Origin of the sequence: Candidatus Poriferisodalis sp., from assembly GCF_965262965.1 — a bacterium.
Taxonomy (GTDB): domain Bacteria; phylum Actinomycetota; class Acidimicrobiia; order Acidimicrobiales; family Poriferisodalaceae; genus Poriferisodalis.
In genome coordinates this window covers 3,094,647-3,115,226 of record NZ_OZ253573.1, presented here as the reverse complement: position 1 = coordinate 3,115,226, position 20,580 = coordinate 3,094,647, and the positions used below count along the sequence as shown (strand labels likewise).

Annotated in this window: 14 protein-coding genes; 8 read left to right on the top strand and 6 right to left on the bottom strand. The window is 65.8% G+C overall.

What is annotated here, in order from left to right:
* Nucleotides 1-108 precede the first annotated feature (108 nt).
* On the top strand, nucleotides 109-1,941 hold the full coding sequence (locus ACQY5K_RS14995) for a xanthine dehydrogenase family protein molybdopterin-binding subunit (protein WP_428116784.1): 1,833 nt from the start codon (nucleotides 109-111) through the stop codon (nucleotides 1,939-1,941).
* A gap of 2 nt (nucleotides 1,942-1,943) precedes the next feature.
* On the opposite strand, the gene ACQY5K_RS14990 is transcribed toward ACQY5K_RS14995, so the two are convergent.
* A complete protein-coding gene (locus ACQY5K_RS14990; RefSeq protein ID WP_428116781.1) occupies nucleotides 1,944-2,360 on the bottom strand; it encodes a hypothetical protein in 417 nt (138 codons plus the stop codon).
* A 307-nt stretch (nucleotides 2,361-2,667) separates the two neighbouring features.
* Nucleotides 2,668-3,834: an MFS transporter gene (locus ACQY5K_RS14985; RefSeq protein WP_428116779.1), complete on the bottom strand. Its 1,167-nt coding sequence runs from the start codon at nucleotides 3,832-3,834 to the stop codon at nucleotides 2,668-2,670.
* Between the two features lie 214 nt (nucleotides 3,835-4,048).
* Here ACQY5K_RS14985 and ACQY5K_RS14980 point away from each other — a divergent pair, with 214 nt between their 5' ends.
* The 3 genes from ACQY5K_RS14980 (at nucleotide 4,049) to typA (ending at nucleotide 10,301) form a co-directional block, all read left to right on the top strand.
* Entirely contained in the window at nucleotides 4,049-6,448 is a 2,400-nt protein-coding gene (locus tag ACQY5K_RS14980) for a CoA transferase (RefSeq protein ID WP_428116776.1), read from the top strand.
* A 114-nt stretch (nucleotides 6,449-6,562) separates the two neighbouring features.
* Nucleotides 6,563-8,095, top strand: coding sequence for a carboxylesterase/lipase family protein (locus ACQY5K_RS14975; protein WP_428116774.1), 1,533 nt, complete (start codon nucleotides 6,563-6,565; stop codon nucleotides 8,093-8,095).
* Nucleotides 8,096-8,426: 331 nt separating this feature from the next.
* Entirely contained in the window at nucleotides 8,427-10,301 is a 1,875-nt protein-coding gene (typA, locus tag ACQY5K_RS14970) for a translational GTPase TypA (RefSeq protein WP_428116772.1), read from the top strand.
* Here typA and ACQY5K_RS14965 read toward each other — a convergent pair.
* The 4 genes from ACQY5K_RS14965 to ACQY5K_RS14950 form a co-directional block, all read right to left on the bottom strand.
* The gene (locus ACQY5K_RS14965; protein WP_428116770.1) at nucleotides 10,298-11,551 is read right to left on the bottom strand and encodes an LLM class flavin-dependent oxidoreductase; all 1,254 of its coding nucleotides are present in this window, start codon (nucleotides 11,549-11,551) and stop codon (nucleotides 10,298-10,300) included. The genes typA and ACQY5K_RS14965 overlap by 4 nt on opposite strands.
* Nucleotides 11,552-11,596: 45 nt before the next feature.
* Nucleotides 11,597-12,748, bottom strand: coding sequence for a serine hydrolase domain-containing protein (locus tag ACQY5K_RS14960; RefSeq protein WP_428116767.1), 1,152 nt, complete (start codon nucleotides 12,746-12,748; stop codon nucleotides 11,597-11,599).
* 160 nt (nucleotides 12,749-12,908) lie between these two features.
* On the bottom strand, nucleotides 12,909-13,526 hold the full coding sequence (locus tag ACQY5K_RS14955) for a hypothetical protein (protein WP_428116764.1): 618 nt from the start codon (nucleotides 13,524-13,526) through the stop codon (nucleotides 12,909-12,911).
* Nucleotides 13,527-13,582: 56 nt separating this feature from the next.
* Nucleotides 13,583-13,711: an RNA polymerase sigma factor gene (locus tag ACQY5K_RS14950; RefSeq protein WP_428122721.1), complete on the bottom strand. Its 129-nt coding sequence runs from the start codon at nucleotides 13,709-13,711 to the stop codon at nucleotides 13,583-13,585.
* Between the two features lie 405 nt (nucleotides 13,712-14,116).
* Here ACQY5K_RS14950 and ACQY5K_RS14945 point away from each other — a divergent pair, with 405 nt between their 5' ends.
* Genes ACQY5K_RS14945 through ACQY5K_RS14930 form a run of 4 tightly spaced genes read left to right on the top strand, consistent with a single transcriptional unit; the run spans nucleotide 14,117 to nucleotide 20,565 of the window.
* Nucleotides 14,117-15,499, top strand: a complete 1,383-nt coding sequence (locus tag ACQY5K_RS14945) for an ABC transporter substrate-binding protein (protein ID WP_428116762.1) — start codon at nucleotides 14,117-14,119, stop codon at nucleotides 15,497-15,499.
* Between the two features lie 58 nt (nucleotides 15,500-15,557).
* On the top strand, nucleotides 15,558-18,392 hold the full coding sequence (locus ACQY5K_RS14940; protein WP_428116760.1) for an ABC transporter permease subunit: 2,835 nt from the start codon (nucleotides 15,558-15,560) through the stop codon (nucleotides 18,390-18,392).
* A 24-nt stretch (nucleotides 18,393-18,416) separates the two neighbouring features.
* Nucleotides 18,417-19,181 carry an ABC transporter ATP-binding protein gene (locus tag ACQY5K_RS14935; protein WP_428116757.1) on the top strand — a complete coding sequence of 255 codons (765 nt, stop codon included), beginning with the start codon at nucleotides 18,417-18,419 and terminating at the stop codon, nucleotides 19,179-19,181.
* 13 nt (nucleotides 19,182-19,194) lie between these two features.
* The gene (locus tag ACQY5K_RS14930) at nucleotides 19,195-20,565 is read left to right on the top strand and encodes an ABC transporter substrate-binding protein (RefSeq protein WP_428116755.1); all 1,371 of its coding nucleotides are present in this window, start codon (nucleotides 19,195-19,197) and stop codon (nucleotides 20,563-20,565) included.
* Nucleotides 20,566-20,580 lie beyond the last annotated feature (15 nt).

The window sequence follows — 20,580 nt, the reverse complement described above, 5'->3', positions numbered from 1 at the left end:
AAGAAGACCCTGAACTCCTCACCGTACGAACCGCTCGACCCGCTGCTGGACACCGCCGAGGCTGCGCTCAACGAACGGCTGCTGTTCCCCGGGGCCGAGACCAACACGGTGTTCGCCATCCCGTCGGGCCCCCAAGACGGGCAGGACCCCTTCGCCGACTGCGAGGTCACCGTCGAGCTGGCGTTTTGCAACCCTCGGATGACAGCGGCCCCTATCGAGCCTCGTGCTGCGGTTGCCTCCTGGGACGCAGACACACAGCGGCTCACCTATTGGGCCTGCACACAGTTCCCGCACCAGACCCGGGACACCCTGTCCGCGTTCTGCGGGCTGGAGCCCAGCCAGGTGCATGTCATCACGCCCGATGTCGGCGGAGGCTTCGGTGCCAAGAACGCCCAATACGTCGAAGACTTCGTGGTGGCCAGCCTTGCCTGCCGCCTCAAACGCCCGGTGCGCTGGGCTGAGACACGCTCGGAGGCCATGGTCGGCTTCACGCACGCTCGGGCAATCTCGTATGCCGCACGCCTTGGGGGCACCTGCGACGGCAACGTGACGGCATACGAGGTGGACGCACTGCAGGACGCCGGCGCCTACCCGATGATCGGGTCACTGCTGCCCATGTTCGTCCGCACGATGGCGACGGGCGTGTACGACATCTCGAACGTGACTGTTTCTACGAACTCGGTCACAACGAACACTGCGCCGGTGGGCGCGTACCGGGGAGCTGGACGCCCGGAGGCCGCTTTGGCGATCGAGCGAATGATGGACCTGTTCGCGGCCGAGATCGGGATGGACTCCGGCGAGTTGCGCCGCCGTAACTTCATCGCGCCCGAGGCGTTCCCGTTCAAGACCCCGACTGGCGCCGATATGGATTCCGGCGAGTACGCCAAGGCCCTCGACGCCGTGCTGGAAGCTGCGGATTATCCCCGCCTGCGAGCCGAGCAGGAACGACGCCGCTCGGAGGGCTCAGCGAAGCTGCTCGGATTGGGTTGGAGCGCCTATGTGGAGATTTCGCACCCGATGGGCGCCCCGGAGTTCGGCAGCTTGGAGGTCCGGGACGACGGATCGGCCCTGGTGCTGACTGGCTCGTCGAACCACGGGCAGGGTCATCACACCGCGTATGCGCAGATCGCGAGCGACCTCACCGGCATTGCGTTCGAGCGGATCGAAGTGCGCCACGGGGACACCGACGCGGTCAAGCGTGGTGGCGGTACCGGCGGTTCCCGCTCGCTTCAGACCGGCGGGGCCGCGGTCTTCGAGGCAGCGGAGGCGGTGGTTGAACAGGCCAAGGAGGTCGCGGCCGCGATGATCGAAGCCGACCCGGCCGACATCGTGCTCGATGTCGACGCAGGCACATTCGCCGTTGCGGGCACACCGGCCCGTTCGCTCGACTGGGCCCAGATTGCGACCCATGTCAACGAGTCCGACGGTCGTGAGCTGCAAGCCGAGAGCGACTTCCAGCCACCGGCGGCCACCTTCCCGTTCGGGGTGCAGCTCTCAGTCGTGGAGGTGGACCGTGATACCGGACAGGTCACCCCGCTGCGCCATGTGACGTGCGACGACGCTGGTGTCATCGTCAACCCGATGATCGTGGAAGGCCAGGTGCATGGCGGTGTCGCCTCTGGCATCGCCCATGCACTCGGCGAGGTGTTCGTCTATGACGACGACGGCAACCCGCTGACCGGCAACTTCATGGACTACGCCATCGCGTCAGCAGCGGAGCTGCCCAGCTTCGAGCGGATCCCGCTCGAGACCCCGACCGATCGCAACCCGCTCGGTGCCAAGGGCATCGGCGAGTCCGGCACTATCGGCGCCACACCCGCGGTACAGAACGCCGTGGTGGATGCGCTGTCGCACCTCGGCGTGCGCCACGTCGACCTCCCCTGCACCCCCGAACGGGTCTGGCGGCACTTGACGCCCTCCGGGCAGCCGTCTGGGTCGTAGTTCTAGGCGAACGCCGGCAGGCCGATCCCGTCGAGGTGCTGGCTTGTCAGGTTCAGCATCGTCGTGCCGCGCTCGCGGGAACGCGGCACAGGGTCGTGTGGCCAAACAAGACCGAGCGCGTCGTTGAGGCTGTCAAGAATCTCCGAGAGGCGACCTGTGAGCTCGGGTGCACCGATCGAGACGAGCACTCCGAAGGAAATCGAGAGCTCCCCGGTGCTGGCCTGCCCCGACACCATGGGATCTATGAGGCTGTCGTCGTCGTGGAGATGGTCCGCCGTGCCGCTCACGAAATCGACAAATTCGTCGTACGTGAGAGGTCGAGCCCCGTCAGCGCCGACACGGCTGAGGGTGCCGGTGATCGTCACTTCGGTATGAGGTCCGCTCGCCTTGCCCACCACGCTCATCTCCTGCTCTTGCATCGGTTGATCTTCGCTCGGGTGTTGTTGATGCCTCGCCGGTCTGAGGGTGTGGACCCAACTGTAACGACGCACTGGCAGTCGCATGGGCACAGGGCCAAGAAGTGCTTCTTCATCTTCTTCACCCGCCAACCGCGGTCTTCCGCTTCTCGCAACAGCGACTCGTAATCTTGATTGGTGTGCCGTGATCGCTGAGGCATCAGTGCCTCCTCGGTCTGCCAGCCGCTCATTCGGACCGCGTGAAGCTAGTCATGGGGTCGCTCACAGGGCAAAGCAATTTGCCGGGATCGCTGATGTCGTCGCCCGCGGTTCAGGGCTGGCCGCTGGTGTCCAGCCGGCTGGCCAACACGGCCACGACGGCGAGACCGCCAACCGCGGCCGAGGCGAGATAGGCGGCGGCGGGGCTGACTGAGAACACGGGAAGCCAGATGATCGCGCCCAGCGCGTGACCCCCGAATCGAAGCGACAGGGTGAACGACAGCGCGCCGGCGCGGTTGTCGGGGGCAGCAACCGAGGCGAGCGACTGGAAGCTGACCACCACGGACTGCGTCGCGGCACCGGTGACGAACCACAAGATCGCCAGCGACCATGTCGTCTGTGCGGCAGGGAGCAGCGCCACGAGTCCCGAGCAGACAGCGATCGCGATGGTGGCCGCTTGTCTCCCGCCCAAGCGGTCGAGCATGATCCCCCACGCTGGTGCAGCAAACATGCCGGCCAATCCTCCGCCGAACAAGAGCCAGCCGACCTGTGAACCCGTCAATCCGATGACATCGCGGCCACTCAAACCGACCAGGACCCTTGCCCCGACGGGTCCAAGTGCACTCAGCAGCGCGGTGGCCGCTAGCAGAAGCGTCGGGCGGCGAAGCAGGGAACGCAAACGAGGCGGTGAGCTCAACGCCTGGAGCGAATCTGATGCGCCGTCATCGGCGGCGTTCGGCAGCAGCAACGCAATGGCCACACCGATGACGGCCGTCGCCACATAGGCCAAGCGCCAGTTCACGTCGGCGCCGTAGCCGCCCACAACCGGGGCAGCCAGCTGACCGAGCGCTTGACATGCTGCGTACCGGCCAACAATTCGGCCGACGCGACCCGCTGGTGCCGTCTCGGTCAGCGTCGCCAGCAGCAGCGGCGTGATGAACGCATTCATCGAGCCTTGTCCGACCCGGGCCGCCAGAAACCACAGGTACGAAGGCGCCACGGCGCACGCAGCAGTCGCTACCGCGTACAGCGCAACGGCAGGGCGCAATACCCGGGCTCGACCCCAGCGGTCGGCAATCGTGCCCGACACCAGCAAGAGTCCCGCGAACGGCAGCAAGTAGCACCACAACGCCCACCCGATCTGGCCCGTCGTAACCGAGAATTCGGTGCGCAACTCAGGGATCATCGGCAGTATCACGAAGGTGCCGAGCGGCCCCATCATGCCGCCGAGGTAGAGCAGCACCCGGCGCCACTCTCCCCTCGCCACCCGTCCGTCCATAAGCGTCCGCACGCTAGTTCCGAGCCGTCGAACGAGGTCGCTCAGCATTGGTTGCCGGTGCCTGCCCGACGGGCGCTGCGGCTCTTGGGACCTCGCGCCTAGCATCGCTCGCACGGCATCCCGGCGGGGCCCGTCTGCTCACGGGGGGAGAGCGAGCGACCCCGCCGGGTGCACACCACAGCCCAAACCGACCGAGTTCGCGAGGGGATTAGGCATGACGGCAGAAGCATCGATGCCGTCTCGTCAGACGACGCCCGCACTGCCCAATGCCGGACTGGCTCATGTGCGGGTGCTGGAGCTTGCTGGAAACGTGGGGGTTGCCTGGGCAGCGAAGCTCTTTGCCGATCTGGGCGCCGATGTCATACGCGTTGAGGACGGAAACGACATGGTCCGATCGCGTCCCCACAATGTCCACCGGTGGCTGAACTCCAACAAGCGATCCGTCCAGTCATTGACCGATGACCTGATCGGCAGCGCCGACCTGGTGATTCACGATCGCCGCGAGCTGGCTGACCTGACGCGGCACAACAGCCGGCTCGTCGTGCTTGCCATCACCCCGTTCGGGCTCACCGGGCCCTACGCGCACTACGAGGCCGCCGAGATCAACGCCATTCACGCGTCCAGTTGGGGGAATCTGTCACCGGGTGGTGCCACCGATCCAGACCTGCCGCCGCTGAAGGCGCCGGGCCATCACGCCAACATCAACGTGGCCACCGTTGCCGCGGTCGTGGCCCTCGCGGCAGTGGAGCGAGCCGCCGTGAGCCGTCAGGGCGAGCACATCGATTTCTCGGCCGTCGCCGCGGCGGCCAAGATCACCGAAGTCGCTCCTGCCGCAGTCTCGTTCTTGGGCGTGGAGGCCTCCCGGCTCGGCACTCGCACGGTGGTGCCGTGGGGAATATTCCAATGCGCTGACGGGCTGCTGCAGCTCATCTGTCCCGAGCAATCCCAGTGGGAGGCGTTCGTCGAACTCATGGGTTCCCCTGAGTGGGCTTCGCTCGATGTGTTCGCCACGGGACCGGATCGAACCCAGAACTCCGATCTCGTCAACATGTATCTCGCGGAGTGGTTCGCCGACCAGCACGTCGACGACATCTACCACGCCGCCCAGGCTGCACGTATTGCCGTGACACCGGTGAACACGATGGCTCAGCTTGAAGCCGATGGCCACTTTGCCGAGCGCGGGTTCTTCGCCACAACGCCCGACGGGCTGAAACTGCCGGGGCCCGGTTTCCAGATCGATCAACCGTGGTGGAATCTCGCTGCGGAAGCACCGGATGCCGGTGCCCACGAAGGCGAAGGCTGGCTACACAGAACGGCCGTCATCGACCATGCCGAAGCCCCCGCGGGAACCAACAGCACCCCGGCAGCAGCACTTGGGCGCCGTCCGCTGGAGGGAGTGCGGGTGTGCGACTTCACCTGGATCTGGGCCGGTCCTTTCTGCACCCAGGTCTTGGCCCACCTCGGCGCTGACGTCATCAAGCTCGAGTCCTCCGATCATCTGTGCATGTTCCGGCGGCTGCCGCTGAGTCCGCCCGACAGCCCGCCGTCGCATGACACCTCGGGCTTGTTTCAGATCTACAACACCGACAAGCGCAGTATCAGCATCGACTTGTCCCATGCGGACGCCGCGGAGGTCGTTGCACGGCTCGTCGCCGTCAGCGACGTGGTCATCGACAATTTCGGCGTCGGTGTCATGGATCGACTCGGGTTCGGTGCCCCCCAATTGCGTGCAATCAACCCAGACGTCGTCATCGCCTCGCTGTCCGGTTATGGAAGCACCGGCCCCTGTGCGGAATATGTGGCGTATGGACCTGCTGGCGGAGCACTCGCGGGGCTGTACGCCTCCAACGGCTACCAGGGCGGTCCCGCGTTCGAGACCGGTGTAGCCATCGGTGATCCGTGCACGGGGATCACCGCTGCATGGGCGGTGGTGGCATCGCTCGCCGCTCGCCGTCGCACCGGCATCGCCGCCACGATCGACGTCGCTATGGCGGAAGCCGTCGCGGCCACCGTCGGCGAAGGCTGGATGCAGTACCTGACCGAAGGCCGATCGCCGGCTCCCATCGGCAACCACGACCCGATCTGGTCGCCCCACAACTGCTACCGGGCCCAGGGCGACGATCAATGGGTCACGATCGCCTGCACCGACGAGCCCATGTGGCATTCGTTGTGTGCAGTCATGGACCCCGGCCTCGCGCATCGGCCGGGATTCGCAGACGCTGCGGATCGCAAGCGGAACGAGGCCGAACTGGACGCGGAAATCTCGGCGTGGACAAAGACACGGGATCGCTGGCACATCACCGAAGAGCTGCAAGCCGTCGGCGTGACCGCATTCCCCTCGCTGTCATCGCACGAGCTGTGGACTGGCGACGTCCACTTCGAAGCCATCGGAATGCTTGAACGGCCCCCTCACCCGCTCACCGGAGAACGTGTGGTGCCCGGCGTCCCCTGGCGCTTGAGGGACGGCCCCAACGGACTACGTCGCCCGGCACCCCTGCTCGGCGAGCACACATTCGAGATCCTGACCGATGTGTTGGGATACGCGCCTGATGTCGTGGACGAGCTGATTGCCCGACGAGTGGTTCGGGAGCCCGCCGCGGCGCAATCCGATTGACAGCGCGCGCATAGTGTGACCCTCGAAACCATGCGATCCTCGCCGCTGGCTTGGCGTGGAGGATCGCCGGGACAGTTCCGCGGGGGCAGCCCCGCACACCAAGGAGGGGCCGACATGGCCGCAGAAGTAGCGATCACCTCAGGACGACTGGCTGGTGCTGACGACCAGGGCGTCCACGCCTACAAGGGCATTCCCTATGCGGCGCCTCCGGTGGGCGACCTGCGCTTCCGGCCGCCAGTCGCGCCAGCCGGCTGGGACGGCGTGCGCGACGTCTCGGCCTTTGGCCCTGTGGCATTGCAGCAGCCCATGCCCGGAATCTTCGGCGAGCTCGGCACGCCGCCGAATCCCGCCGGCGACGACTGCCTGCGGCTGAATGTTTGGACGCCTGACCCGGGTGCGGGCGGGATGCCGGTGCTGGTGTGGATCCACGGCGGCGCCTTCTACGCCGGCAGCGGCGTGGACGACGTGTACAACGGTGCAGCCTTTGCCCGCGACGGCGTCGTCTGCGTGACCATCAACTACCGCCTCGGCGTGCAGGGTTACTGGAACCTGGCCAACCACTTCCCAGCTTTGGCCCAATCCGGCAATATCGGCATGCTCGACCAGATCGCGGCGCTGCGCTGGGTGCAGGAGAACATCGCTGCTTTCGGCGGCGATCCCGGCAAAGTCACTATTGCCGGCGAATCCGCTGGCGGTATGAGCTGCTCGACGCTGATGGCGATGCCCGCGGCGAAGGGCCTGTTCCGGGCCGCCATCCCCCAGAGCGGTGCCGCCCACAACGGCCTCAGCGCCGACACGACCTCGCTCATCGGCGGCTACGTGCTGGACGCGGTCGGCGTGAAGCCGGGAGACACCGCAGCGCTTGCAGCGGTCAGCAACGACGATCTGTTGGCTGCACAGATCGCGATCACCGACGATCTGGGCGCGACACGAGACCCGGTGAAGTACCGCGAGGCAGCGGCGGTGCCGATGGCCTTCCAGCCCGTGTACTTCACCGAGGAATTGCCGCAGCGGCCGATCGACGCGATCGCTGCCGGTTCGGCAACCGATGTCTCGGTCATGGTCGGCTCGACCAAGGAAGAAGCGCTGATTTTCGTGGTCGACCTCAAGGAGATGTTCAACGAAGAACTGGTGCAAGCCACCGTGGGAGCGGTGTTCGGCATGGCCGGCAAGGACGGCGACGCGGCGTTGCAGCTCTACAGCGAGAACCGGCCCGGCGCCGCTCCACACGAGCTGGCAGCGGCCATCGAGACCGACCGCATGTTCACCGTGCCCGCAATTCGCATGGCCGACGCCCAAGCCGCGCACAACTCCGACCTGTGGCTGTACCGATTCGACTGGGACAACCCTGAGCGCGACGGCGAATGGGGCGCGCACCACTTCATCGAGGTGCCGTTCGCATTCGACCAGGCCGACAACGACATGGGTCGCGGCTTCGTCGGCAGCAACCCGCCGGCCGACCTGATTGCGGCCACGCACGACGCATGGGTCCGGTTCGCCACCGACGGCAATCCCAACCACGGCGGCCTGCCCGACTGGCCGCGCTGGGATCCGAGCAATCGCCCGACGATGCTCTTCGACGACGAGTGTCGGGTTGCCAACGGCCCCGGCGCCTCAGAGATCAGCCTCTGGGACGGCGTGATCTAGCAGTTCCGCAAAGACAAACGCCTGCCGGCCACCGGCCGCCGGTCATTGCTTGGACTGCAACGTCGCAGTGCATGAATCGCAACGTTCGCAATGCATGGATTGCGATTGTGTTGTTGCGTTGTTTGCACGTGCTCACGTCTTCACGCAGTGCGGAGGTGCCGTTGGCTCGCGCCCGTAGAATCTCTTTGCTGAGGCCATTGAATCCGGCAGGAATCGGAACCTCCAGATTCGGTGGACGTTCGTCCCGCGCTTTGGGTCCTCCACATCCGCTGATCTCCGGTGGGCCCGCAGTTCAACATTGCGTGGGCGCGATCTCCGCACGAGGCTCACCATGACCGCATCCTCACATCTCACCGAGCGCGCAGACCTGCGCAATGTGGCGATCATCGCTCACGTCGACCACGGAAAGACCACCCTCGTCGACGCCATGCTGTGGCAGTCGGGGGCCTTTCGCGCCAACGAAACGGTTGCCGAACGGGTCATGGACTCGATGGACCTCGAACGCGAGAAGGGCATCACGATCCTGGCCAAGAACACCGCCGTGCGCTACGTGCGCGACAGCGGCGAGGAAACCAAGATCAACATCGTCGACACGCCGGGCCACTCCGACTTCGGCGGCGAGGTGGAACGAGCCCTGACGATGGTGGACGGTGTCCTGCTGCTGGTGGATTCCAGTGAGGGCCCGCTGCCGCAGACGCGGTTCGTGCTGCGCAAGGCGCTGGAGCTGCATCTGCCCGTCGTGCTGGTGATCAACAAGATCGACCGGCCGGACGCTCGCATCGCTGAGGTCGTCGACGAGGTATACGAGCTGTTCTTGGACCTCGACGCCACCGACGACCAGATCGATTTCCCGATCGTGTACACCAACGCCCGCCAGGGCACAGCAACGCTCGACCTCGGCCAGCCAGGCACCGATCTGCGGCCCATGTTCGAGTCGCTGCTCGAGACCGTGCCGGCCCCCTTGCACGACCCCGAGCGCTCGCTACAAGCGTGGGTCACCAACCTCGACTCAAGTCCATACGTGGGGCGCATCGCGATGTGCCGGGTGATGCACGGCACCATCAAGCGAGGCCAGAGCGTGGCGTGGTGCCGCACCGACGGCACGACCACCACCGCCAAGATCAACGAGCTATACGTCACCGAGAGCCTCGACCGGGTGGATGCCGACGAGGCCAGCGCCGGGGAGATCATCGCCATCTCGGGCATCGAGGACATCACCATCGGCGAGACGCTCGCCGAGCTCACCAACCCCGAGCCGCTGCCCCTCATCACCGTGGACGAGCCGAGCCTGTCCATCACGATCGGCATCAACACCTCTCCGATGTCAGGTCTCGACGGCGACAAGGTCACCGCCCGCCTCATTGACAACCGCCTCGAAGCCGAGCTGATCGGCAACGTGTCGGTGCGGGTGCTGGACACCGAGCGGCCTGACACGTGGGAAGTCCAGGGGCGCGGCGAGCTTCAGTTGGCAGTGCTGGTGGAGATCATGCGCCGCGAGGGTTTCGAGATGACCGTGGGCAAGCCCAAAGTGGTCACCCGCACCATCGACGGAAAGCTCCACGAGCCCACCGAGCGCGTCACCATCGACATCCCCGAGAGCTTCGTCGGGGCGGTTACCCAACTACTCGGCGAGCGCAAGGCCGACATGGTTGCCATGTCCAACCACGGCACCGGCTGGGTTCGGCTGGACTACATCGTGGCGGCACGGGGCCTCATCGGCTTCCGCACCGAATTCCTGACCGAGACTCGGGGCACCGGCCTCATGGCCAACGTGTTCGAGGGCTACACACCGTGGCTCGGTGAGCTTCGCACCCGCCACTCGGGATCGATCGTCGCAGACCGCAAAGGCTCGGTCACCGGATACGCCGTGGCTGGGGTGCAAGAACGGGCGTCGCTGTTCGTGGCACCCGGTGACGAGGTCTACGAAGGCATGGTCATCGGCGAGAACCCGCGCTCCGAGGACATGGACGTCAACATCTGCCGCGAGAAGAAGCAGACCAACGTGCGGGCTGCTGCATCCGACGACACCATTCGCTTGACGCCACCGCGTGTCCTGTCGCTCGAGCAAGCGCTGGAATTCATCGGCGACGACGAATGCGTCGAGGTGACCCCGAACGCCATTCGCCTCCGCAAGACGGTCTTCGACGCCACCACCCGCGGCCGCGCCCGCAAACGCCTCCAGCGAACAAGCCTCGCCGAGGGTTAGACGCTGGGGTTGGCCGGGACAGCCAGCTCCAGGCGCGGGGCCAAGTCGATGTTGTGGAAGTTCTGGAGCCGCTCGATGGTCTCCGCGTAGCGCTCGCGCTTTCTGGCCTCGCGCTCGGGGGCACGCTCGGCGAACTCGGGCATGACTTCCCGGGCGAACAGCTCCATTGACTCGCAGATGTCCTCGTGGCGGTTCCGGCCCGCCTGGCTGACGAAGATCAACTCGTCGACGCCGACGTCTTCGTAGGCGCGGACGAAGTCGCGAATCTGGTCAGGCGTGCCGATGCAGCCCCGCAGCGAGTCCAGCCCGCCTTCCTCGATGCCCGTGCCGTCGTCCGCCCTGGCCTCGTCGACCTGGGCGTTCAGCTTCTCGAAGCCCATCTCGGCGCGGTTCTGCTCGAACTCGGTCCAGATGTCGGTGCGCCCCGGCGTGTGGGTGCCGAATTGGTAGTAGTGCAGCAGCGAGTAGGCGAAGAAGTGAAAGCCGTCGAGACCACGGTCCAGGGCGGTCTGCTCGTCTTCGTGGCACATGAAACCCGTCGTCACCGCGATGTTCGGGTTCGGCGCCAGGCCCACCGGGTCGGTACACGCCTCAAACGCTGCGTAGTAGTCAGCCACCCACTGCTTCGCTTCCTCAGGATTGATGAACGCGAAGCTCAGCGCCCCGATGCCCCGGCTGCCCGCCATGAGGATGGTGTCGCGCTGGCTGCAGGCCACCCAGATCGGCGGGTGCGGGCGCTGTACGGGCTTGGGCACCACGTTGCGGGCCGGCATCGAGAAGAACTTGCCGGTGTGCCCCTCGTACGGTGCCTGCGACATCATCTTGGCGATCTCGGGGACTGCCTCTTCCCACATCGAGCGCTTGTCGGCCCGCTCGAGCTCGAAGCCCAGCAACTCCATGTCGCTCGACGTCTCGCCGGTGCCGAACTCGACCCGACCGTTCGAGATGATGTCGAGCGTCGAAATGCGCTCGGCCACCCGCGCCGGGTGGTTGTAGCCGGGCAGCACCGGCACGATGCCGTGGCCGATGTGGATGTTCTGCGTGGTCGCAGCGCACGCTGCCAAGAACACCTCGGGCGCGGACGAGTGCGAGTACTCCTCCAAGAAGTGATGCTCCACCTCCCACACCGTGTTGAAGCCGAGTCTGTCGGCGAGTTGCACCTGTTCGAGGGCCTCGTGAACGACCCGGGCCTCGGCGCCTTCATCCCACGGGCGCGGCAATTGATGTTCGTAGAAGATGCTGAAACGCATGGCGGTTCCCTGTGTCTTGCCGGAGGTTGTGCGCCGTTGGGCTGATCAGCCGGCAGCGGCGACGCTGGCGAGCGCAGAGTCCACGATGCGATTGCCTCGCGGATCGCCGGTGATGGTGCCGACCATGCTGTTCATGACGTAGGCAATCGACGTCCGCACGTCGAAGTCCACCAAGGCGATCGATCCGCCCCAGCCGCCCCAGAACATGTGGTTCGGGTTGGGAGAGGTCACCCAACCCTCGAGGTCGCGAGCAAATCCGATGCCGTGACGCAACCGCATGTACAGCACGTCGTCGACGTTGTCGATCTGCTCTTCAAGCGCCTTGCGAGCCCCGGCTTCGGACATGATCCGGATGCCGTCCACCTCGCCGCCGCATGCCAGCATCGAGTGGATCCGGGCGATGGAGCGGGCATTGCCGATGCCGCCCGCGGCAGGGATCTCGGCATCCCGCCATTCACGCGTCTGCGGCTCGGTGGCGTCGAGCAGGCAGCTCATCAGCGTCTGAGCACAGACCGAGTCCATCTCGACCTTGACCCCGTTCATCTCGAGATCCCCCGGCAGCACGACAGGCGGAATCAACTCCCCCATCCGGTGATCCTCTGAGGCCGGCAGGCTCATGTGGAAATCAGCACCCAGCGGCTCGGCAATCTCATCGCGGAACCAGTCAGCCATGCGCTTGCCGGTGATGCGGTACATGATCTCGCCCTCGAGGTTGCCCTGGGTGACGGCGTGATAGCCCGACTTGGTGCCCGGCTCCCACCACAATTCCTGGGCTGCGAGCTGGGTTGCGATGGCGTCGAGGTCGTACAGGTCGGCGGCGGTCACCGGCGGCACGTACCCGGGCAGCCCCGCTGTGTGCGACATGACATGGCGGACCAGCACGCCCTCTTTGCCGGTCTGTGCGAACTCGGGCCAGTACCGGCACACGGGAGCGTCGAAATCCAGCTCGCCCCGGTCGGCGAGCGCCAGCATCGCTGTTGCCGCCATGGTCTTCGTGGTCGAGTACACGTTGACGATCGTGTCGCGCTCCCACGGCTCGCCGTTGGGGCCAGCGTCACCGGCCCAGATATCCACCACGGACTCGCCGTCAACAGTGACGGCCGCCGCTGCCCCCACCTCGAGCCCCTCGTCGAAGTTCTGCACGAAGGCGTCTCGGACCGCCTCGAAGCCCTCTTTGCACGTCCCGTGGATCTCCATGACCTGTCCCCCTTGCGGTTCCGGCCCACCGGGCCAGCACTTCAAGGGCTCATCTTTGCAGCCGCGGCGAGTGGCCGCCCCTGCTGCTCTATCGCGCTCTCGACGACGGTGCGGCTCAGTTGACCGGCGCAGTGATCGGCGGGGCTTCGCCGAAGTCAGCTCAATCCGTCACGACACTGAAGGTTCCGGTGCCATCAATTGTGGCGCTGTAACTGACCCTCCGGATGAGGTCATCGCCGTCGACCCAGACGTCGAGTTGAATGCTGTCGAGCTGGGTGGCCGGCTCCTGGCTCGTCATCATCATGAACATGCCGAGCGACATCAGGAAGCCGGCCCCTGCGCCGGCAGGCGTGGTGTGGGTGCGGTAGCGAGCCACAGCGAACCCGTCGAGGTCCTCGCTGCCCGCGTCTACGAAGTCATAGAGACCGCCAGGGTCGTCGATCGCGACGCCGAACGTCAGGTTGGACTGGATGGGTCCTCCGGAGCCCGGTGCATCTGGCTCCCATGCGACCGGAACCAGACCCTCCCATGGTCCCTCCGCAGCCGAGCGGTACGCCTGACCGTCGACGATGACCTCGGTGTGGGAGTCCATCTGTGGGATGCCCATTTCTGGCATCGCCGGTCCAGGTGTCATCCGATACTGGAAGTTCCCGCCCGAAGACGTCGCCTCGACGGTCAATTCCCACGGTTCAGCGAAGTCGTCGAAGTCGAACGTGACCGTCGTCTGCGAGGTGGCGGACTCGCTCACCTGAATCGTGGCCTCGACGGCCTGGTGCACCGCAGCAGTCGCGTCGCGGCCGGTGCCGGTGTCATAGACGATGATTGTCGTCGCTGCTACGAGTGCGATGACGACGGCTGCAGCCGCTTGCGAGCCCGGTGGACACGGATCGCCGAGGCGTTGGGCGAGATGCCCAGAACCTGTCCGATCTCGGCATGGCTGAGTTCCTCCCACGCCACAAGCATGAGCACTTCGCGATCGGCCGCGGACAGCAAACCCAGTGCCGTTCGGAGCCATCGGGAACGTCCTCGCGCCGGCGCCATGCGGTCAAGAACGTGTCGGCGACGACCTCATCGGCGATTGCGTGGTCCATCCGGCGGCGGGCGTACGCCAGCAACGGCCGGTACGTCTCGGAATAGACGCCCCGGAACCATTCCGGGTCGTGGGCACCGGGCATGCAGACAGCCATCATGGCTGTCATGTCCGGTTCCGTCTGACTCTTTCACCGTGGCAGCGCGAGGCTGCAGGCCCCAACGGCAGCCAGGCGCGGCGTGGCATAGGATCACCTGAGTTCGTCCAGCGCAGTGTTCTGCTACGCCGGAGCCGCCGTCGGCACCGAGTCGGGCGGATGGACTGGGATCGGGGACTCCATGAAATCACCACTGCTTCGACTGCTTGCCCTGCTCTTTGCATTCGGCCTTGTTGCCGCCGCGTGCGGCGACTCGGATGACGATGCAGCCGACGACGCCCCGGCAGCCACCGCAGCCGACGACGACATGGCCGACGACGACATGGCCGACGACTCCGGCGACGACATGGCCGACGACGACATGGCCGACGACTCCGGCGACGACATGGCCGACGACGACATGGCCGACGACTCCGGCGACGACATGGCTGCCATCGACCGGACTGGCGAAGTCATCAAGATCGGCTACGTGAACAACGAAGGCGCGGCTTTCGCCCTGCCCGAGTTCCGCACCGGCGGCGAAGTGGCCATCGGGTTCATCAACGACAACGGCGGCATCAATGGGGCGATGATCGAGACCGAGGTCTGCCTGTCCGATGGCACGCCTGAAGGCGCCATCAACTGCGCCAACCGACTGATCGAAGCAGACGTTGTGTTCGCCTACATGGGCATCGAGGTGGCGTCGGAGGCCGCGATCAACCTGTGGGTCGAGGCTGGCATCCCCTACATCTCGTCTCACGCGTGGGGTCTCACCGAACAGAACAGCCCCGGCTCGTTCCTCCTTCACTCGCCCGCCGGTGCCTATGCGGTCGGCCCGGCAAAGACGTTTAGCGATCTCGGCATCAGCCACATCGCCGTCATCATGGAAGAAACGCCGGCAGGTTTGGCGTTCATCGACTCGATCGGCGCCCCGGTGCTCGCACACCACGGGATCGAGTTCGAGCGTGTCGTGGTTGACCCCGCTGCTCCTGACTGGACAGCGGCGGTCGCCACGGCACAAGCAGCGGGCGTTGAAGGCATCTGGGGCCAGCTCACCGAGCCCGGCTGCATCGGCATGGTCGGTGCCGCTGCGGCCAGCGGTTACGACAAGCCGGTGTTCGCCGGCTCGTGCAGCTTCTACATCCCCGTTCTGGGTGCGGCCTCGATCGGCACGTACACCCAGAGCGACGTGTTCTTCCCGTCAACGGCTGAATTCGCGTCGCCCGAGATCCAGGCGCAGCTCGCCGAGTACGCCGACCTGATGACCGCAGCCGGATACGAGGACCACATCGAAGGCTTCGCCGTTGCACCGTATTCCTCGTGGCGTGCTATCGAGATCATCCTTGAGACGATCGACGGTCCGATCACCGGCGAATCGGTGCTCCACGCCTTCAGGAACGCCGGTGAGACGCCCGGCTGGTTCGGCTCGAATCATCAGTGCGGCCAAGAGCCCTGGCCGGCCTCAACATCTGCTTGCAAGTCAGCGATCGCTGTGTGGCAGGTCGCCGAGAAGGATGACGGCACCGTCGGGCGCGTCCTGGTTGGCGACGGCTTTATCAACGCCTTCGAATTCAGCGGCTTCTAGCCAGGAAGCACCGCGCAGCATTCTGACCATCGAGAACTGAGCCTCCGGCCCTCGCGACGTGCAGCAATACCTCCTGTTCGCCATCGTCGGGCTCGGTTTCGGCTCCATCTACGCGGCCATCTCGATGGGCGTGGTCATCACCTACCGCGGCACCGGCATCATCAATTTCGCCACTGGCGCGATGGCGATGTGGGGCGCCTACGTCTTCGATGAGCTGAACCGCACTGGGGATCTTGTGTTCCCCGTGGTCATCATCCCCCACAGCGTGAGCCTCGGTGACGGCTTGGGCTCGGTGCCGTTCGCACTGGCGATGGTGCTGGCCGTGCTGTCGTGCAGCCTCATCGGGCTGATGGTGCATATCTTGGTGTTCAGGCCGTTGCGGCGAGCGCCGATCTTGGCGCGCGTCGTGGCATCGGTCGGCGTGCTGCTGGCGATCCAGGCGCTGATCGTGATGCAGTTCTCCAGCACACCTCGAGCGGTCGCCCCGATCCTGCCCAATGAGCCCGTCAGTCTCGCCGGCATCAACTTCTCACGCGACCGCCTGTGGATCACCGCCATCGTTGTGGTGATCGCAGTCGCATTGTGGGCGTGGTTCCGATTCACACGATTGGGCCTCGCCACGAGAGCCTCCGCGGAGAATGAACGAGCCATCAGCCTGGCCCGCTACTCGCCGCAGGTCCTCGCCGGCTCCACTTGGGTGCTGTCGGGCACAGTTGTCGGCTTCATTGTGATCTTGACCGCCCCGACGGTGATCCTGAATCCGCTGACCTACGTGCTCGCCATCGTGCCGGCGCTGGCTGCTGCGCTCGTCGGGCGGCTCTCGTCGATCGCGATCACGGTCGCCGCAGCGCTGGGCTTGGGGGTCGTCCAATCGATCGTGGTGTTCCAGACCACCAAGTCGTGGTGGCCCGACTGGGCAGTGACCGGACTTGGCGACGCAGTGCCGTTCGTGGTCATCGTCATCGCGCTCTTCGTGGTCGGTGATTCGTTGCCGAGCCGCGGGGCAGTCGAGTCGGACCCGCTGCCCGAGGTGTACCGGCCGAAGATGCGTCCTGCGGTGATCGTGCCAGTGGTGATTGGCGCCGGTGTGTTGGCCACGCTGACCTCAGGCAGCTATCGCTACGGGGTCATCACCAGCATGATCGTGACGATCATCATGCTGTCGCTGGTGGTGCTCACCGGTTTGGTCGGGCAGATCTCGCTGGCACAGGCCGGCATCGCCGGCACCGCTGGATTCGCGCTCAGCAAGCTCGGCGATGCCGCGGGCATCCCGTTCCCGATCTCGCCGCTGCTGGCAGCACTGGTGGCGACGGTCTTCGGCGTGCTGGTCGGCATCCCGGCACTGCGCATCCGCGGTGCTCAGTTGGCTGTCGTCACCCTGGCCGGGGCTGTAGCGCTCGAGAAGTTCATCTTCCGCAACGCCAGGTTGGCCGAAGCAGCCGGGAATCCAATCTCGGATCCGACACTGTTCGGCTTCGACATGGGTGTGCGCGAGGGACGCACCATCGCACGCGTCGAGTTCGCCTTCCTGGTGCTGATCGTCGTGACGGTCTGCGCGATCCTCGTCGGGAACCTGGCGCGCAGCGCGACCGGTCGACGATTCCTGGCGGTCAGATCGAACGAGCGTGCTGGCGCATCGGTGGGCATCTCGATTGCGAACACCAAGCTGCTGGCGTTCGGCATCGCCTCGTTCCTGGCCGGGGTGGGCGGCGCGTTCATCGGGTACAGCCGCGGGCAGCTCTCGGCGGACAGCTTCTCCGTGCTGGTCGGGCTGAGCTTCTTGGCGTTCGCCTATCTGGGCGGGATCACCACCGTCTCAGGAGCAATCGTTGCGGGGACCTTCGCGCCCCTGGGCCTCGGTTTCGTGATCTTCGACCGCGCCTTCGACCTAGGAGCGGCATACCAACTCCTCGCGGGCATCGGCCTGGTGCTCACGGCAATCTTCAACCCTGAGGGGATCGCAGGCGCCAACCGCAAGAACTTCGACAAGCTGAAAGCGGTGCTCGCCGCTCGAGCAGCCGCGAAGGCCGCTGGGGCAGATGGCCCAGACGCGTCTCCTTCGAGCAGCGCTGAACACACCGCTTCGGCTCCCCGGGCCATTCCCGCCCTTGCGGCACGAGATCGGCCGAGCTTCGACGATGCGCCCAATGTGCTCATTATTGACCGCCTGACGGTCCGCTATGGCGGTCTGAAGGCAGTCGATGAAGCGTCGCTGCAGGTCCGTGAAGGCCAAATTGTCGGGCTGATCGGGCCGAACGGCGCCGGCAAGACCACGATGGTCGACGCGCTGACGGGCTTTATTCCCTCTGAAGGGCGGATCGAGTTCTGCGGAACCGAGCTCACCTCAGAGCTGCCGTACCAGCGGGCGCGCATGGGTCTGTCGCGCACGTGGCAGTCGTTGGAGCTGTTCGGGGATCTCTCGGTGCGCGAGAACGTGCAAGTCGCGGACGAACGAGCCTCGATCCGGTCCGTCCTCGCTGACATGGTGGTACCGGCGCGCCCAGCGGATCTGTCCCGTGTGGATGCTGCACTGGAGCTCTTGGGACTCTCCGACGACGCCGACGCCCGGCCGGGCGACCTGCCGCTGGGCCGCCAGAAGCTGGTCGGCGTGGCCCGGGCACTGGCCGGATTCCCCCGAGTGATGCTGGCCGATGAGCCCGCAGCCGGTCTCGACACCGCCGAGAGCCGGACGCTGGGCCGAGAGATCGTCGACATCGCCGCGGGCGGTGTGTCGATTCTGCTGATCGACCACGACATGGGCCTCGTGCTGGAAGTCTGCGACTACATCTACGTACTCGACTTCGGCCAGATCATCGCGCAGGGCACCCCGGCGGACATTCGTGCCAACGAAGCCGTCATCGACGCCTACCTTGGTTCCGAGATCCACACATGAGCCCGCTCGCATGAACCCAATCGCATGAACCCAAGGGAAGCCCCGGCCCCGAACGCCAGCGCCGCCACGGCGCCTGCGCTGGACGTCCGGAACCTGGTTGCCGGTTGGGGTGGCGTGCCGGCCGTGCGCGACCTGTCCCTGCACGTCCATCCCGGCGAAGTCGTGGCGCTGCTGGGACCCAACGGCGCGGGCAAGACCACCACGCTGCTGACGATTGCAGGGATTCTCAAGCCCATCGACGGCGAGATCGATGTGCTGGGCACGCCTCTCGACGGTGCCAGCGCACATCAGGTGGCCCGCAGGGGCGCCGCGTTGCTGCCCGAAGATCGGGGCATCTTCTTCCAGCTCAGCGTGGCAGAGAACCTGCGCTTGCACCGCCACCGTCGCAGCGAAGTCAGCGAGGCTGACGTGATCGGCTGGTTCCCGGCCTTGGGCGAGCTGCTCGACCGCCGGACGGGACTGCTCTCGGGTGGCGAGCAGCAGATGCTGGCACTGGGTTGCAAGCTCATCGCCGATCCCAAGCTCTTGATGGTGGATGAGATGAGCCTCGGCTTGGCGCCGATCATCGTGGAGCGCTTGTTGCCTGTCGTGCGGCGCATCGCAGACGAGACCAGGGCTGCGGTGCTGCTGGTGGAGCAACACGTGCACGCGGCGCTTGCCATCACCGACCGGGCGTACGTGCTGAACCATGGCGAGTTGGCGCTGTCAGGCACCGCCACCGAATTGGCACAACGACCCGAAGTACTCGAAGCCAGCTACCTCGGCGAGCGAACGCTTGACCACGAGTAGCGTCGAGAACGTTATGAAACCTCGACTGCTTCCATGGCTGGCACTCTTGTGCGCGTTCGGCCTCGTCGCTGCCGCATGCGGCGGCTCGGACGACGGCGCCGATGGCGAACCATCAGCCCCGACCGTTGCCGAGGAGGCTCCCGACACGACGGACGCTGTCACCGTGACAGATGACGATCCCGACGGCGATGACGGCACGACAGGAGACGGCGGCGACACGACAGGCGACGCGGCGGGCGACGGCACGACCGCTATCGACCGCACTGGCGAGGTCATCAGGGTCGGCTACGTCAACAATGAGGGAGGCGTGATTTCGCTGCCCGAATTGCGCACCGGCGGCGAGGTGGCCATCGCGACCATCAACGCGTCGGGCGGCATCCACGGGGCGATGATCGAGCCGGTCGTCTGCTTGTCCGACACCACTCCCGAAGGCGCCATCAACTGCGCCGTCAAGCTCATCGAGGAAGACGTCGTTCTGGCCTACATGGGACTCGAACTTGCGTCAGAAGCAGCGATCCACCTGTGGCTCGACGCCGGCATTCCCTACATCTCGTCCAACTCGTGGGGCCCCACCGAGCGGAACAGTCCTGGCGCCTTCCTGCTGCACGCGGCGTCTGGTGCATACGCCGTCGGCCCGGCCAAGACGTTCGCCGAACTCGGCATCGACCACATCGCAGTGATCTCCCAGGACTCGCCCACCGGCTTGGACTTCCTGGACAACATCATCGCGCCCGTGCTCAGGCACAACGGGATCACCATGGAGCGCGTCGTGGTCGATGCCGCTGCTCCCGACTGGACCGCAGCAATCGCCGCAGTGCAGTCAGCAGGGGTCGAAGGCGTCATGGGGCAACTGGATGAGTTCGGCTGCATCGGCATGATCGCTGCAGCCGCCGCTAGCGGCTTCGACAAGCCGATCTTCGCCGGCTCATGCACCGCCTACATCAATCTCCTGGGCCCCGCCGCAGTGGGCACCTACACCCAAGGCGATCTGTGGATCCCTTCCATCGCGGAATTCGCACCGCCCGAGATCCAGGAACGTCTCGCGGCGTTCCGGCAGGAAATGGAAGCCGCGGGCTACGGCGGCCACGCCGACGGCTTCGCAATCGCCCCGTATTCGGCATGGCGCGAGATGGAGTTCATCCTGGAGATGATCGAAGGCCCGATCACGGCCGAATCGGTCACGGCGGCATTTGCCAACGCGGGCGAGACTCCCGGCTGGCTCGGGCCCAACTTGCGTTGTGGCGAAGCGCCATGGCCGGCGGAATCCTCGCATTGCGGCTCAGAGATCATGGTCTGGCAAATCATCGAGCGCGACGACGGCACGCTCGGTCGAGTGCCGGTCGGCGACGGCTTCTTCGATGCCTTCGAGTACAGCGGCTTCTAAACGCGAGCTGCCACT